This window comes from Agrobacterium sp. LMR679 (assembly GCF_027157905.1).
Taxonomy (GTDB): Bacteria; Pseudomonadota; Alphaproteobacteria; order Rhizobiales; family Rhizobiaceae; genus Agrobacterium; species Agrobacterium leguminum.
Genome location: NZ_JAPVOJ010000001.1, coordinates 1,599,964 through 1,614,151, shown reverse-complemented (window position 1 = coordinate 1,614,151; position 14,188 = coordinate 1,599,964). Strand labels below are relative to the sequence as shown.

12 protein-coding genes and 1 riboswitch are annotated in these 14,188 nt (G+C 61.0%); of the genes, 8 read left to right on the top strand and 4 right to left on the bottom strand.

From position 1 onward, the window contains the following. Window positions 1-83 precede the first annotated feature (83 nt). The 7 genes from O3W47_RS07595 to O3W47_RS07565 all read left to right on the top strand — a co-directional run bounded on the left by O3W47_RS07595 (window position 84) and on the right by O3W47_RS07565 (window position 6,454). The gene (locus O3W47_RS07595; protein WP_170985933.1) at window positions 84-2,036 is read left to right on the top strand and encodes a BTAD domain-containing putative transcriptional regulator; all 1,953 of its coding nucleotides are present in this window, start codon (window positions 84-86) and stop codon (window positions 2,034-2,036) included. 8 nt (window positions 2,037-2,044) lie between these two features. Next, the gene (locus O3W47_RS07590) at window positions 2,045-2,473 is read left to right on the top strand and encodes a hypothetical protein (RefSeq protein ID WP_003520863.1); all 429 of its coding nucleotides are present in this window, start codon (window positions 2,045-2,047) and stop codon (window positions 2,471-2,473) included. 37 nt (window positions 2,474-2,510) lie between these two features. Next, window positions 2,511-3,710: a YcaO-like family protein gene (locus O3W47_RS07585; protein WP_269313724.1), complete on the top strand. Its 1,200-nt coding sequence runs from the start codon at window positions 2,511-2,513 to the stop codon at window positions 3,708-3,710. After that, the gene (locus O3W47_RS07580) at window positions 3,707-4,420 is read left to right on the top strand and encodes a TfuA-like protein (protein ID WP_269313376.1); all 714 of its coding nucleotides are present in this window, start codon (window positions 3,707-3,709) and stop codon (window positions 4,418-4,420) included. The genes O3W47_RS07585 and O3W47_RS07580 overlap by 4 nt, the downstream gene beginning before the upstream one ends. After that, complete coding sequence (locus tag O3W47_RS07575; RefSeq protein WP_269313375.1) at window positions 4,417-5,562, top strand: hypothetical protein; 1,146 nt, start codon at window positions 4,417-4,419, stop codon at window positions 5,560-5,562. The genes O3W47_RS07580 and O3W47_RS07575 overlap by 4 nt, the downstream gene beginning before the upstream one ends. A gap of 126 nt (window positions 5,563-5,688) precedes the next feature. Beyond that, on the top strand, window positions 5,689-6,126 hold the full coding sequence (locus tag O3W47_RS07570) for a helix-turn-helix domain-containing protein (protein ID WP_003520859.1): 438 nt from the start codon (window positions 5,689-5,691) through the stop codon (window positions 6,124-6,126). A 94-nt stretch (window positions 6,127-6,220) separates the two neighbouring features. Further along, window positions 6,221-6,454, top strand: coding sequence for a hypothetical protein (locus O3W47_RS07565; protein WP_269313374.1), 234 nt, complete (start codon window positions 6,221-6,223; stop codon window positions 6,452-6,454). A 190-nt stretch (window positions 6,455-6,644) separates the two neighbouring features. Here O3W47_RS07565 and metE read toward each other — a convergent pair whose 3' ends face one another. The 4 genes from metE to xylF form a co-directional block, all read right to left on the bottom strand. Further along, window positions 6,645-8,993 (bottom strand): 5-methyltetrahydropteroyltriglutamate--homocysteine S-methyltransferase, encoded by a 2,349-nt coding sequence (metE, locus tag O3W47_RS07560; RefSeq protein ID WP_269313373.1) that lies wholly within the window; start codon window positions 8,991-8,993, stop codon window positions 6,645-6,647. A 100-nt stretch (window positions 8,994-9,093) separates the two neighbouring features. Further along, window positions 9,094-9,305: riboswitch (cobalamin riboswitch) on the bottom strand. Between the two features lie 61 nt (window positions 9,306-9,366). After that, window positions 9,367-10,149, bottom strand: coding sequence for an ATP-binding cassette domain-containing protein (locus O3W47_RS07555; RefSeq protein ID WP_059753655.1), 783 nt, complete (start codon window positions 10,147-10,149; stop codon window positions 9,367-9,369). A gap of 18 nt (window positions 10,150-10,167) precedes the next feature. Next, complete coding sequence (locus tag O3W47_RS07550) at window positions 10,168-11,481, bottom strand: sugar ABC transporter permease (protein ID WP_080820974.1); 1,314 nt, start codon at window positions 11,479-11,481, stop codon at window positions 10,168-10,170. Window positions 11,482-11,661: 180 nt separating this feature from the next. After that, entirely contained in the window at window positions 11,662-12,702 is a 1,041-nt protein-coding gene (gene xylF / locus O3W47_RS07545; protein ID WP_137453769.1) for a D-xylose ABC transporter substrate-binding protein, read from the bottom strand. Window positions 12,703-12,945: 243 nt separating this feature from the next. Here xylF and O3W47_RS07540 point away from each other — a divergent pair, with 243 nt between their 5' ends. Then, a complete protein-coding gene (locus tag O3W47_RS07540; protein WP_269313372.1) occupies window positions 12,946-14,178 on the top strand; it encodes an ROK family transcriptional regulator in 1,233 nt (410 codons plus the stop codon). The last annotated feature ends 10 nt before the right edge of the window (window positions 14,179-14,188 follow it).

Below are 14,188 nucleotides of genomic sequence, written 5' to 3'. Positions count from 1 at the left end.
GTCTGCGACAATAGGCAGGCCGCGTCACACCAGCGTCAAATGGAACGCTATGATGACTTTCAATTTCCCGGACACGTTGTTAGATGATGATTCATGAGGGGACGAAAGTGGCTGGGAACGTTGAACTGATACCGATCCGGCTTTTTGGCACCCCGCGCTGTGATGCGGTGCGGGAGGCATTTTTTCCGTCCAAGGGCTTCGCCCTCACCGCCGCCCTCATCCTTGCGCCGAACCAGTCCCTTTCCCGCCAGCATGCCGCATCGCTGCTGTGGGAAAATGTCGAGCAGAAAAGAGCTCTCGGCAATTTGCGGCAGCTCATTCTCCGCCTGCAGAAACTGCCCAATGAGGACGATGCCATCCTTCTGACCGAAGGAAACGACCTGAAGGCCGGCAAGCTGGCGCAGCGCACCGACCTTGCCATCTTCCTTGCCGGCGCAAGGGCCGAAGACCCGATGCGGCGGCTCAATGCGCTGCTCGAATTCGGCGGCGAGTTGCTGGAGGGGCTGGAGGCCGGGCAGGACCATCTTTATCTCTGGCTGCTTTCGGAGCGCCGCCGTCTCAGGGACCTGTTCTTTTCGAGCTACACCCAGCTTCTGGAGGAATTGACGCGGTTCGGCCGCGCCAGCTCGAACGACATCGCCAGACTTGCCGAATGCGCCTGCAAGATCGAACCGGAGCGCGAAGAAACCTACCGCGCCGCCATGGCGGCCTATGCGCGGATCGGAAATATCAGCGCCTGCGAGGGCATGTACCAGCTCCTGATGGAACAGCTTCGTCAGGAGGGTCGTTCGCCGGAAGCGGAAACCGTGGCGCTAAGGCGGAGAATACAAAGTCTGGCCGCCACGATAACGGCCCCCGCCGAACCGGAAGAAGGCAGTCGCCGCAAATCGATGGCAAAACCGCGTGTCGCGTTCGTCCGCCCGGCACGCGTCGACGGGCAGCCGGTCTCGCCGGTCATGCATGCCTTCGTCGAGGATGTCGCCAACAGCCTTGTCCGATACCGAACCTTCACCGTCCTTTCGCCACACAGCACCTTTGCGCTGGCGCATGACCGGGCCGATGACGGCTACGCCATGCTGCGGGCGGATTACCGCATCATTTCGACCGTGTTCGACGAAGCCCGCATGTCGGTTGCGCTGATCGAGGATGCAAGCGGTGAAATCGTCTGGTCACTGGAAGCGGTCCTGACTGAGCGGCATATCCACGCCGCCTTCCGGCTGCTCTCCAAACAGGTGGCGGCGGCGCTTGCCCGCGAAATCGAGCGGCTTCAGGTGGAGCCCGACCGCAACCATAGCGGCGAGGCCTACCGGCAATTGCTGGAAGGCCAGCAGCTTCTGCGCGGCAAGTGCGATCTGCCGCTTCTCAGAAGAGCCCGTTCGATGTTCCGCAAGGCGGTCGATCTCGACCACAGCATGGCGGTTGCCCGCGCCCGCGTGGCACAGAGCCTGCAGCTGGAATGGCTGATGCTGGGCGGCAACGACCCCCATCTCCTGCACCGCGCCAAGGCGGAGGCCGATTCGTCCGTCGAGATCGACCCCGCCCTCGGCGTGGGCCACTGGATGTGCGCGGTGGTGGCGCTCTACCAGCGGGACTTCGACATCTCCGCCGAAAAATTCTTCGAGGCGGAGGCGCTGGCGCCGAATTCGGCCGACCTCCTGCTCCAGCATGCCGATGCGCTCGCTCATTTCGGCGATGCGGAAATCGCCTGGGAGAAGTTTCAGCAGGCCATCGACCTCAATCCGCTGGCGCCCGACATCTACTGGTGGGCCGGCGCCAGCATCGCGTTCAAGCGCGAGGATTACGGCACGGCGGTGGAACTGTGCGGGCGGATGGAAAATGACGAGCCTGCGCTGCGCGTCCTCACCGCAAGCCACGCGCTGCATGGCGATCTGGCCTCTGCCCGGGAATCCGGCAACAGGCTTCAGGAAAACTATCCGGGTATGACGGCGAGGGAGATCAGCAGCCTGTCTCCAGACCGGGACCCGATAGCGAATGAAAAATTCTATCACGCACTTCGATTAGCTGGGATCAAATAGGAGATACTATGTCCTCGCATTTCTTCATTGTCGGAAAAAAGGGTTTCGGCGTTCTCTTCATTCGCACGGCGCCGCTCAGGGTTGCGTCCGTGTCGCATGAGACGATTGCCGCCTATGAAGCCAGCCATCCCGGCGTGGATGGTTATGCCCGCGTAGCGGCCGCCGCAAAGTCCATGCTCGTTCGCCAGAACGGTCAGCCGGAAGCGGAACTGGACCAGGTTCAGATTCAGGGCATCGAAGCCCTCGTCTCCGGCGGCGCCGTGGTTTCCGAAGCCGATTTCGCCTTTATCGGCGAAGTGAACGACGCCGGCTGGGATTTCAACCGCATGGTACAGGCGCCGATCGAAGCGGCCTTGAAGGCGGTCGGTCCGGCCGGCTCCGTCACCGGCGAGCTGTTCGACGCCATCCTTGCCGACGACAGCAACACGGCGCCCTGATCGCGGTCTCGCAGCCTTGACCGGCGCCGGTGCTCCCATATCAGCGATAGCGGCTTCAAGGCATGTCGACGCTTCGTTCTTCGATCCCGGACTGCTTCGGCGGTTCGGGATTACCCGTGTCGGCGACGTAACCGGCCTCGATATTATCGGTATTCCCGTCTGGTTCGCGGCCCGGCCCAATTCGCGCGGGCTGTCGGTCTCGCAGGGCAAGGGGCTTGTCGCGGAACAGGCCCGTCTATCGGCGATCATGGAGGCGATCGAAGGCGCGGTTGCCGAAGAAACCCGCAAACATATCGCCGCCTTCAGCTCCATTCAGGAGATGCGGGACGAGGGAACTCCTCTCATTCCCTTCGAAACCGTCGGCAGGGTCGATTGCGACGCGCTCGATCCGCGAAAAGAACGCGCCTGGGTGAAGGGCACATCCATTCGCCGGCAGGGGCAGGTTTTTGCACCTTACGAACTCGTCGGCATGGATTTCCGGGTGGATTTCCCATGGGACCGGCAGGCCTTCCGCATGAGTTCCCAGGGGCTGGCAGCGGGGTTCGACCATGACCATGCGGTCCTCCATGCCCTGCTCGAACTCATTGAAAACGATGCCTGCTTTCTCGTCGATACTTTCGAGACGCGCGCCATCGCGCCGCGACCGGTCCTCATTCCGGCGGGCGTCGATCCTTCCTTCGACGGTCTTGTTCAGCATCTGTCGGATATCGGCCTGCCGCCGTCCTTCTTCGACATGACGAATGGGCTTGGCGTGCCGGTGGTGATGGCGAGCCTGCCCCGGTCGCTTCAGGCGCAGGACGGGCCAGCCACCCGCAGCGCCGCGGGGGCTGCCTGCCGGCCTGATATCCATGGCGCTGCGATTGCAGCCTTGCTGGAGGCGATCCAGTCGCGATTGACGGATATCAGCGGCGCGAGGGACGACCTTTCCCCTCTCCGCTACCAGCGGGATATGGTTGCGGCCGGGTCTTCGACCCCCGGCGTGCAGCCGATGGAAAGGGTGCCCGCCAATCTCGATCTTATACATGACGCCGCGTCTTCGCCGCCATGGCGTCAGCTTGCGACGCACCTGTTCGCCGGCGGGATCGAGGATATCTATGTCTTTCCGCTGGAAACGGAGGTATCCGGTCTGCACGTCGTGCGGGTTCTGGCAAGCGGCCTTGCCCCGGCCGGCGGCGGCCTGCAACACATCTCGCAGCGCACTCTCGATCACCTGCTGACCGTCGGAGGTCTCGGATGAAGCCGGTGGTTTTTGCAGGCCCGTCCATCCACGGCATCGCAGGCGAACATATATCCGGTCTCGATCTTCGCGGTCCGGCCGCCTGCGGCGATATTTTCGATGCGGTTCGGCAAGGCGTCGGAACAATCGGGCTGATCGACGGACTTTACGGCGATTGCGCCGCCGTCTGGCACAAGGAAATTCTGTGGGCATTGTCGAGCGGCGTCAGCGTTTTCGGCGCCGCCAGCATGGGCGCGCTCCGGGCGGCGGAATGCGCCTCCTTCGGCATGATCGGCATCGGCGAGATTTTCGAGGCCTATCGCGACGGGCAGCGTTTTTCCGATGCCGATGTGGCGGTGAGCCATGCACCCGGCGCGCTCGATTACCGCCCGCTGACAATCGCGCTGGTCGATGCCGAGGCGACACTTGCCGCCTGTCACGATACGGTCGCTCCAGAGGAATATGACGCGCTCACCCGCGCAGCCAACAATCTGCATTTTACCCGCAGGACATGGCGCGCCATCGCCGCGGAAGCGGGCCTCGGCTCCCAGACGGCAAATTTCCTCGCGGCCAATGCGATTTCCGTCAAAAGAAACGATGCGATGAGGCTTCTGGCAATGCTTACGGGCGAAACGTTGCCATCCCCACCGCCGCCATCATGGAAACTTCAGAATACGATGTTTTTCCAGCAATTGGCCGCAAGGCGGGCGGCAGGAGACAAAACGTCTTGAGCGCCATCCGGCCCCTGCCTCTGATGCCCGATTGCGGCGGGCTGATCCGCACGATTGCGCTCGCATTACCCGCCTCTTTTTTTGCGGAAAACAGGGCCGCCGACATTGTTGCACCGCTCGTTCCAATCGGAAATCTGCTCTCGGCCCTGCCTGCGGATATCACCGCCGTTATCCTGATCGATCGTGCCAGTCTGGGGTCAGCACGAGACTGGCTCGGCAGCCTGCCAGCCTCCTGCAGCACCGAGCTAATGCCCCTTGCGGGAAACGACAGCGTTTCGCATCCATGGATACAGGACATGTTCCATGTGCGTGCGGTTGATCCCGCGACAGAATTCGTCCTGGTGGCGGAGAAGGCCATAGGCGTCAGCCTGGCCGAATATCTGGGAGCGGCAACCACGCATTCGGATGTCGCCTTGGCAGGGGGCAACCAGCTTGTCGGCCCGGATTTTCGGCTGGTGGGCCAGTCCAGCCTGAATGATGACAGGGGGATCGGAAGGGATGCGGCCATCCCTTCGCAGCGGTGGCGAAAGATTCAGGCTCTCGACGGCAGAAGCATCTTCAGTTTCGGATACCGGCCGGAAGATCTCGGCAAAGTCCCGGCCTCTGCCGATTTTTCAGCAACGGAAACTTGCGGAGCGGAAATTGCCGGCAAAAAAATGCACCAATGCGGCTTCCACGTTGACCAGTTCGTTTCCGTCACCGGTCTGAGAAGCAGCGGCCGGCCGCTATTGCTCGTTGCCGACCCCGTCGCGCATGGCGGATGCAACGCCCGCGCCGCAACCGAGCTGAAACGAAAACTGGACGCCTCGGCACTTTGGCTCGCGCGGCAGGGCTTTGCGATCGAACGAAATCCCATCCCGCTTTCGCCGACAATCGACACCAACAAATGCCTGCCCAGACTTTACAACAATGTCCTTCTTGAAAATGTCATACGTTCCGGTCAGAAACGGCCATTCGTCTGGATTCCGTATTTCGGCGATACCGAGTCGCTTGAGGAATTCGATGCAATGAACCGAAAAATTTGGGACAGAATCGGCTTTCAGGCCATCGGCGTGGCCGGATGGAGCCATCTTTCCAGCCGCAACGGGGCGTTGCGTTGTGCAACAAAAATAATAAATCGCGGCCCGGACACGCGATTATGAACGAAAAATCGTGCAATTTCGTCAATAAAGCGTCATAATACCCGTGGAAATTGTGTTGAATGTATACCTTCAACAATATTAATTGATAATCATCGGATTTAAGAACCTCAACCGGAGGAATTTGTAATGCACGCCAAACTACCCAGCCCGATCGACGTCCATGTCGGCGCACAAATCAGAATGCGCCGCAAGTCGCTCGGCATGAGCCAGAGTGCGCTGGCCGGGCGATTGGGCATCACCTTCCAGCAGGTCCAGAAGTATGAAAAGGGCGCCAATCGTGTCGGCGCGTCCCGTCTGCAGGCCATTGCGTCGATTCTCGGCGTTGAGGTCAGCTCCCTGTTCGCCAATGCCACGCCCGATGGCGACCCGGCCAATCCGGCCCTTGGCACGATCAACGCCATGCAGACCTTCGTGGCTTCGAATGAGGGCTTTTCGCTCAACCAGGCCTTTTCGCGCATCAAGAGCGCCGCCGTGCGCAGAAGCATCGTCGCTCTCGTGACATCGCTCGCCGCGACTGAAGCGGCGGAAAATGCCGCCGCGCCGGCGGACAAAAACGACGATTGACGCAGGTGTGACGCTCGCGTGACGCTCGATGTGGTCGAAAATGAACAACGCAACATCATCGCGTTTTCATACTGTCGACTGTCGAGAGGGAATCATGGCGGCGTCTAACACAGCTATACTTGAACAGGACAATGCAGACGAGATTCTGGCGCTCGGGCGGATGGTTTCCTATCTTTGCCAGCGCTCGAAATCTCTGGAACTGGGCATGTCGACCTATTTCCTGGAAATGGCATTGTTGTCGCTGGCCCAGGACATCAATCAGCAGGGTCTGCCGCCGGTAAGCGCAGAGCTGAATGTCGGCGCCTTCGCACAGGCCGACCTGCATTGAGCGCTTTCGCGACGGCGTAAATCCGCCGGGATTGAGCGTTTCCACACCGATCTCCAGTCGTAAGCCCGGAAACGTTCATCTGCCTGTCCGGCTGGCTCCATCCTCCCGGAGAGGCATTCATATGCCCTCCCCCACATTTTCCCGGCGGAAGCCATGATGGAGGCCCGGTTTTGCCGGGCCTCCATTCATATCAAAGCACCGCGCGGCGGAGCTCGGCAGCGGCAGCGACCATGTTGACCAGGGCCGGCCTCACCTCTTCCCATTTACGCGTCTTCAGGCCGCAATCCGGATTGATCCAGAGCTGCCGGTCGTCAAGCCGCTCTCGCGCCAGTGCCAGAAGATCGACCATTTCACCAACCGCCGGTACGCGGGGCGAATGGATGTCGTAAACGCCGGGACCGATCTGGTTCGGGTATTTGTAGGTCCGAAACGCATCCAGCAACTCCATCTTCGAACGCGAGGTCTCGATGGAGATCACGTCGGCGTCCATTGCAGCAATGGCATCGATGATCTGGTTGAATTCGGAATAGCACATATGGGTGTGAACCTGTGTGCGGTCGCCCACGCCGCTGGAGCCAATGCGGAAGCACTCCACCGCCCAGCCGAGATAATCCTGCCAGTCCCGGTGCCGAAGCGGCAGTCCTTCACGAAGAGCTGCCTCATCGATCTGGATCATCTGCGCACCGGCCGCTTCGAGATCGTTGACTTCGTCACGGATGGCAAGCGCGATCTGGCGGCATGTCAGGCTTCTGGCGATATCGTCGCGGACGAAGGACCAGTTGAGGATCGTCACCGGCCCGGTCAGCATGCCCTTGACGGGTTTGTCGGTGAGCGACTGGGAATATTCCCACCACCGAACCGTCATCGCTTTCGGGCGCGACACATCGCCGAAGATGATGGGTGGACGCACGTAACGCGAACCGTAACTCTGCACCCAGGCATGCTGGGTGAAAGCGAAACCGGAAAGCTGTTCGCCGAAATATTGCACCATGTCATTGCGCTCGAACTCGCCATGCACAAGAACGTCGAGACCGATTTCCTCCTGCCAGCGAATGGTCGCTTCGGTTTCCTTCTGCAGGAATTTTTCATATTGCGCATCGGTCAGAGCGCCCTTCGCATGCGCCGATCTGGCCTTGCGCACCTCCGGCGTCTGCGGGAAGGAGCCGATGGTCGTCGTCGGGAAAAGCGGCAGCGCAATGGCCTGCGATTGCACTTTCTGCCGCTCGGCAAACGGGCTCACCCGCTTTCTGTCAGCCTCGCCAATCGTCGCAATACGCTTCTGCACGGCGGCGTCCGTTACCTTCGGCGAGGATGCACGCGCGGCAACGGCCTTCGAGGCAGCCTCCAGTTCCGCCGCGATAGCAGCCTTGCCCTCACCGAGAGCCCTGCCAAGCGTGGCAAGTTCGCCGAGTTTCTGGGTGGCGAAGGAAAGCCAGCTTTTCAGATCGGCATCGAGGCCGGTTTCCAGTTCGAGATCGACCGGGACATGCAGCAGCGAGCAGGAAGGCGCAATCTGAAACGCCGCCGCACCGCGTGCCGCGATTACCGGTTCCAATCGGGTAATGATTGCAGCGAGATCAGCGCGCCAGATGTTGCGGCCGTTGATGACGCCCAGCGACAGGACGCGATTTTCCGGCAACGCCTTCAACACCGTCTCCAGCGCATCGGACGCTCGCACCAGATCGATATGAAGGCCCGCGACCGGAAGCGCTGCGACGGCTTCGAGATTGTCCTCAAGCCCACCGAAATAGGTGGCGAGCAGGATTTTCAGATCCGGCGCGGCCTTCGACAAAGCGCGATAGGCCACAGCCAGCGCGTGACGCTCCCCTTCGGAAAGGTCCAGCACGGCGACCGGCTCATCGATCTGCACCCAGTCAGCACCGGCCGCGCGCAGGCGACGCAGCAGCTCTTCATAGACGGGCAGCAGTCTCGCCAGCAGATCGAGAGGCTTGAAGGCTGCCTCGCGCGCCTTGGCGAGCTTCAGGAACGTGACCGGGCCGAGAATGACCGGACGCGTATGGATGCCGAGCGCCTTCGCCTCAAGGAAGTGGTCGACCGGCTTTTGCGAGGTGAGCACAAAATGCTGATCCTCTGAAACCTCCGGCACCATGTAGTGATAGTTGGTGTCGAACCATTTGGTCATTTCCAGCGCCGGAACGCCCTGACCATGATGAGAATGTCCTTCATGCCCATGGCCGCAGCCTGCGTGCCCTTCGCTCTGGCTGCCGCGCGCCATGGCGAAATAGGTGGAGAGGGAAACATCTCCACCCGCCCATCCATAGAGGGATGGAATGGCGCCCACCATCACGGCCGTATCGAGGACATGATCGTAAAGGGAGAAATCGTTGGAAGGGATATGAGTAATCCCCTTCTCAAGCTGGAACGCCCAGTTTTCGGCACGCAGCCGGGCGGCGGTTTCGAGCAGTTCCGTCTCGGAAATCTTGCCGGACCAGAAGCCTTCAAGCGCGAACTTCAGTTCGCGATGGCGTCCGATCCTCGGAAAACCGAGCGATGCGACTGGAATTGTCTTGTCTGGCATTGTCATACCCCATTTGGTTGTGGGGGCATGGGTAAAGCGGACGCGTGCAGGCCCGGCCTGTGCCGGACCATTGCAGCAACCACCGGGACACCCCGCCCGTGGACGTTATTTTGTCCTGGCAGGTCTCCTGGCTTACGGGTCGTCGCCTTTGTCCGTCTTCCCGAGGTTTACCCCAGTGACGTGTTGGATAAAGGCTCGCCGCTTACAGTTGCGGGGGCAGCTCCGGTCTTGCCGATCGTCGGCGCACCGGATTCCCTCTTAGCTCCGGGATCGAACAAACAAGCCCGGAGAACCATGACACCCGCATTTCTCACCACGGGCGTCACGATGTCAATAGACATAAAGAAATCTTTATATCTTTATTTCACTAAATTCAGAGCGCGACCGCACCCGGCCCCGGCACCGCACCGGCCGGCACCTTGCCCAGAATGATCATGCCAAGCACCTCGTCCTTGGTGACATCCTGCGTGCGGGCATGGCCCACCACCTTGCCGTTCTTCATCACGAAGACCCTGTCGGCCAGATCGAAGACATCGTGAATATCGTGGCTGATGAGGAAGATGCCAATGCCCTGCCGTTTCAGCTCCTTGACGAGATCGCCCACCTGCGCCGTTTCCTGCGGCCCGAGTGCTGCCGTCGGCTCGTCCATGATGAGGATGCGGGCATCGAACAGAATGGCGCGGGCGATGGCGACGGACTGCCGCTGGCCGCCGGACAGTGCCTTCACCGGTTCCTTGAACCGCCGGAAATTAGGGTTGAGACGCCCCATCACCTCGCGAGCCGAGGCTTCCATGGCGACATCGTCAAGCGTGCCCCATTTCGTCTTCAGCTCGCGGCCGAGATAAAGATTGGCCGCCGCATCGACATTATCGGCCACGGCCAGTGTCTGGTAGATGGTCTCGATGCCGTATTTCTTGGCATCGCGGGGATTGCGGATATCGGCATCCTCGCCATTGATGAGAATATCGCCACCATCGCGCCGGTAAGCGCCGGAGAGAATTTTGATAAGGGTCGATTTGCCCGCGCCGTTGTGGCCGAGAAGAGCGACCACCTCACCGGGGAAAAGATCGACAGAGGCGTTTTCCACCGCATGGATACCGCCGAAGGAAATGGAAATATTGCGCATTTCCACGAGGGGCGTGACTTGGTCCGTCATAGGAGTTCTCCTCGGTTCTTACTTGGCGCGGGCGCGGTAGATGGTGTCGAGCCAGACGGCGACGACCAGGACCACACCGACGACGATGCGCTGGAAGGGCGTATCGATGCCCACCAGCACCATGCCGGATTGCAGCGACTGCATGACGAGCGCGCCGAGCATCGCGCCCGCTATGGTTCCGACACCGCCGGCAAGCGAGGTGCCGCCGATGACGGCCGCCGCGATGGTGTAAAGCTCGTCCAGCTCGCCCTGGGCGTTGGTGGCCGCGTTGAGGCGGGCGGTCGAGATGGCCGCGGCGATGGCGCAAAGAACGCCCATCAGCGTGAAGATCTTCACCGTGACCCAGCGGGTCTTGATGCCGGCGAGTTCCGCCGCTTCCGGATTGCCGCCAATGGCGAAGACATAACGCCCGAAACGCAGCCGTGTGGCGATGAAGGTCATGACCGCACCGACGGCAAGCGCCATCAGCACCGGAATGGCGATGCCGTGCGAAATGAACAGACCGCCTTCAGGCCAGGCGATACCATTGGCATCGGCATAGTTGCGGGCGATGTTGACCGGCCATGGGTAGCTGTTGACCACCGCCACGAAACCGATGACGACAAGGCAGCCGAGCGCGGCCAGAAAATACTCCGCCCAGACGGGCCGCAGCGGAAAGCCGAAACGGCGGCGCTGGTGGCGGGAATTCAGGATGGCCGCAATGATGGCGACGCAGGCGATGACGGCGGCGATCCAGCTCCATGTCGCGCCGATCGAGCCGCTGGTGCCGCCGCCCATCAGACGGAAGGTGGAATCCATCGGCGCCACGGTGCGACCGCTGGTGATGAACCAGGTGCCGCCGCGCCAGACGAGCAGGCCGCCAAGCGTGACGATGAAGGACGGCACGTTCAGGAAGGCGATGATGGAGCCCTGCAACATGCCGATGCCACCACCGACGAGAATGCCGACCATAAGCGTGACGATCCATGTCGCCCAATGTTCGAAGCCGAGGATCTGCGGCAGGATTTCCGCCTGCATGACACCCATGATCATGCCGGAAAAACCGAGGATCGACCCGACCGAAAGGTCGATATTGCGGGTGACGATGACGAGCACCATGCCGGTCGCCATGACGGCCACGGACGCGGTCTGCACGGAAAGGTTCCAGAGGTTTCGCGGCGTCAGGAACAGCCCGCCGGACAGGATATGGAATCCGATCCAGATCAGAAGAAGCGCACCGACCATGCCGAGCAGTCTGGTATCCAGCTCGGTGGCGTTGATGAAGCGCGTTATCGAGCCTGCTTTTTCCGTCTTTTGCGACGTTGTGGAATTGGATTGGGTCATATCGGCCATGAACTGCCGGTGCTCCTTACATCTTGGAGCGTTTTCGCTTTTCCCTGAATCGCGAAAACGCTCCAACGCTTTGTTCTGGCACATTTCCGAACGGAAAACCGGGGCCCACTTTTCCTGGAAATGCTCTAAAGGCGCCGCGCCATGAACCATGGCGCAGCGCCCGAACCGGGACCTATTCGATCAATCGCAGGCTTTGACGGTTCCGGCCTTCACACCCTGGCAGGCCGTTTCCTTCTTGATCCAGCCGGCGTCGATGACGACGTTCAGATTGTCCTTCGTGATGGCGATAGGCTTGAGGAAGACCGACTGCATCTTCACTTTTTTCGGACCGCCTTCAAAGGTGGAGACACCCTTGATCTCGGTCATCTTCTTGCCGCCGGCCAGTTCCAGCGCGATGCCGGCCGCTTCCTTGCCGAGTTCACGGCTGTCCTTCCAGACCGACACCGTCTGCGTGCCGAGCGCGACGCGGTTCAGCGCCGCGAAATCGGCATCCTGACCGGAAACGGGAACCGAACCGGCCATGCCCTGCGCGGCGAGAGCGGCGATTGCACCGCCGGCCGTGCCGTCATTCGAGGCGACGACCGCATCGACCTTGTTGTTATTCTTGGTCAGGAACTGTTCCATGTTCTTCTGGGCATTTTCCGGCTTCCAGCCATCCGTATAGGCTTCGCCGACATTCTTGATCTTGCCGCCGTCAATGGCCGCCTTCAGCACTTCCTGCTGGCCGGCGAACAGGAAGTCCGCATTCGGGTCGGAAGAAGAGCCCTTGATGAAGACGTAATTGCCTTCGGGCTTCACCTTGAAGACTTCGGCAGCCTGCAGACGGCCGACTTCCTTGTTATCGAAGGTGATGTAGAAGGCGTTCTGGTTTTCGATCAGACGGTCATAACCCACGACCGGAATACCCTCGGCAACGGCCTTTTCAACGGCCGGACCGATCGCGTCGCTGTCCTGCGCCAGAATGATCAGCGCATTGGCGCCCTGCGAGATCAGCGATTCCACGTCGGTCAGCTGCTTTGCGGCGGATGATTGCGCATCGGCGGAGATGTATTTCGCGCCGGCCTTGTCGAGCGCTGCCTTGATGGCCGCCTCATCCGTTTTCCAGCGTTCTTCCTGGAAATTCGACCAGGAAACGCCGACGACGAGATCGGCCGCGATAGCCGCGGTATGCAGGGAAACGAGTACGGCTGTACCCGCCAAAAGCTTGGCAAAAGAATTCATGATGTCCTCCCGGTAAGGGCGAAGCCCCACACCTCCATGCAGGAAAAACGCCCGGAAAAAGCTGCCGGTCTCTGTGGTTTCACAATTTTCTCGACAGTCGAGAAAATTAATGTCAGAGATTCCCCATGCTGTCAACAACGGCTGCGGGCAGCATCCGGGTGCCTTGATCTTCGCTCTGGCATGCGCCATCAGAGTGGATCAGCACGACAGGAAAAAGGCCGTTCAGGGAGCATGCCCCAGCCCATGTCCGCCATTGCAAGTACGGAACTGGTGCGCCAGAAAAACAGCCTGTCGGTGATGGCGGCGCTGCGCCTGCATGGCAGCCTTTCCCATACCGACATGTCGTCTTTCACCGGGCTTGCCTCCGCAACAGTCTCCGCCATCACCACCGAGCTTGAGCGGGCCGGTCTCATTCTGCGGAAAGAGCAGCTCGCCACTGCCGGCCGCGGCCGGCCACGCATTCTCTTCGGCCCGCGCGGCGCTTTCTGCCATGTCGCCATCGTCATCATCTCTTCCGACAGCGTGCAATATTCACTGGTCGATTATTCCGGCAAGCTGGTGGACCGCTTCACCGAACAGAGGATTGCGGCTGAAAAAGGCACATTCGGCGGCGCGATCCTCGCCGGCCTCGCAAGACTTGCCGATCGCTCGCGCATCGACCGGCACGATATCCTCCAGGTCTCGATCAGCAGCAAGGGACTGGTGGATGCAGCAGCTGCAACGCTTGTCTGGTCGCCGGTTCTCGGTGACGAAAGGATCGATTTCCAGCGGCTGGTTTCCGGGGACGGCCGCATCCGTGTGACGCTGAACAACGAGACGCTGCTGGCCGCAAAAGCCATCTGGATGCGGGAGCAGGCAAAAGAAAATCCGGCACCGGAGGCCCTCGTCACCCTGTCGCTCGGCCACAGCATCGGCCTTGGCATCGCCCGCTCGACGGGCGGCGCAATCGATGTCAGCGCCCCCAATTTCGGCCATATGCTGCACCTGGCCGACGGCGCACTGTGCCGTTGCGGCACCAAAGGCTGCATTGAGGCCTATTCCGGGTTTTACGCCATCCTTCGTTCTGCTTTCGAAGCCCCGCCGCAGGCGGAACCGGCGAAATTCGTACCGATCGCCGAGGTGGACAAGATCGCCGCCTCGGCCCGCACCGGCGCCCGCATGGCGCGGTTCGCCTTCCGCACCGCCGGACTTGCGCTCGGCAACGGCCTTTCACGCCTCTTCAGCCTGCATGGCCATATGCCGGTCTTCATCACTGGCCCCGGCACCCGCTATTTCGATCTTCTGGAAAGCGGCCTGCGCGACGGTCTGGCGCAATCGCAAGCGGTGCGTTTCGGCGGCATGCCGAAAATCGCCATAGCGCCCAGCGAGCCGGAACTGGTGTTCGAAGGGCATATGGAACACGCCCTTTCAGCCGCCGACGACTATATCCTGAGCGCTGACGGCCCGGAGAGGCCGGCGAAGAGTTCCCGGAGCTGACGGGGCAACC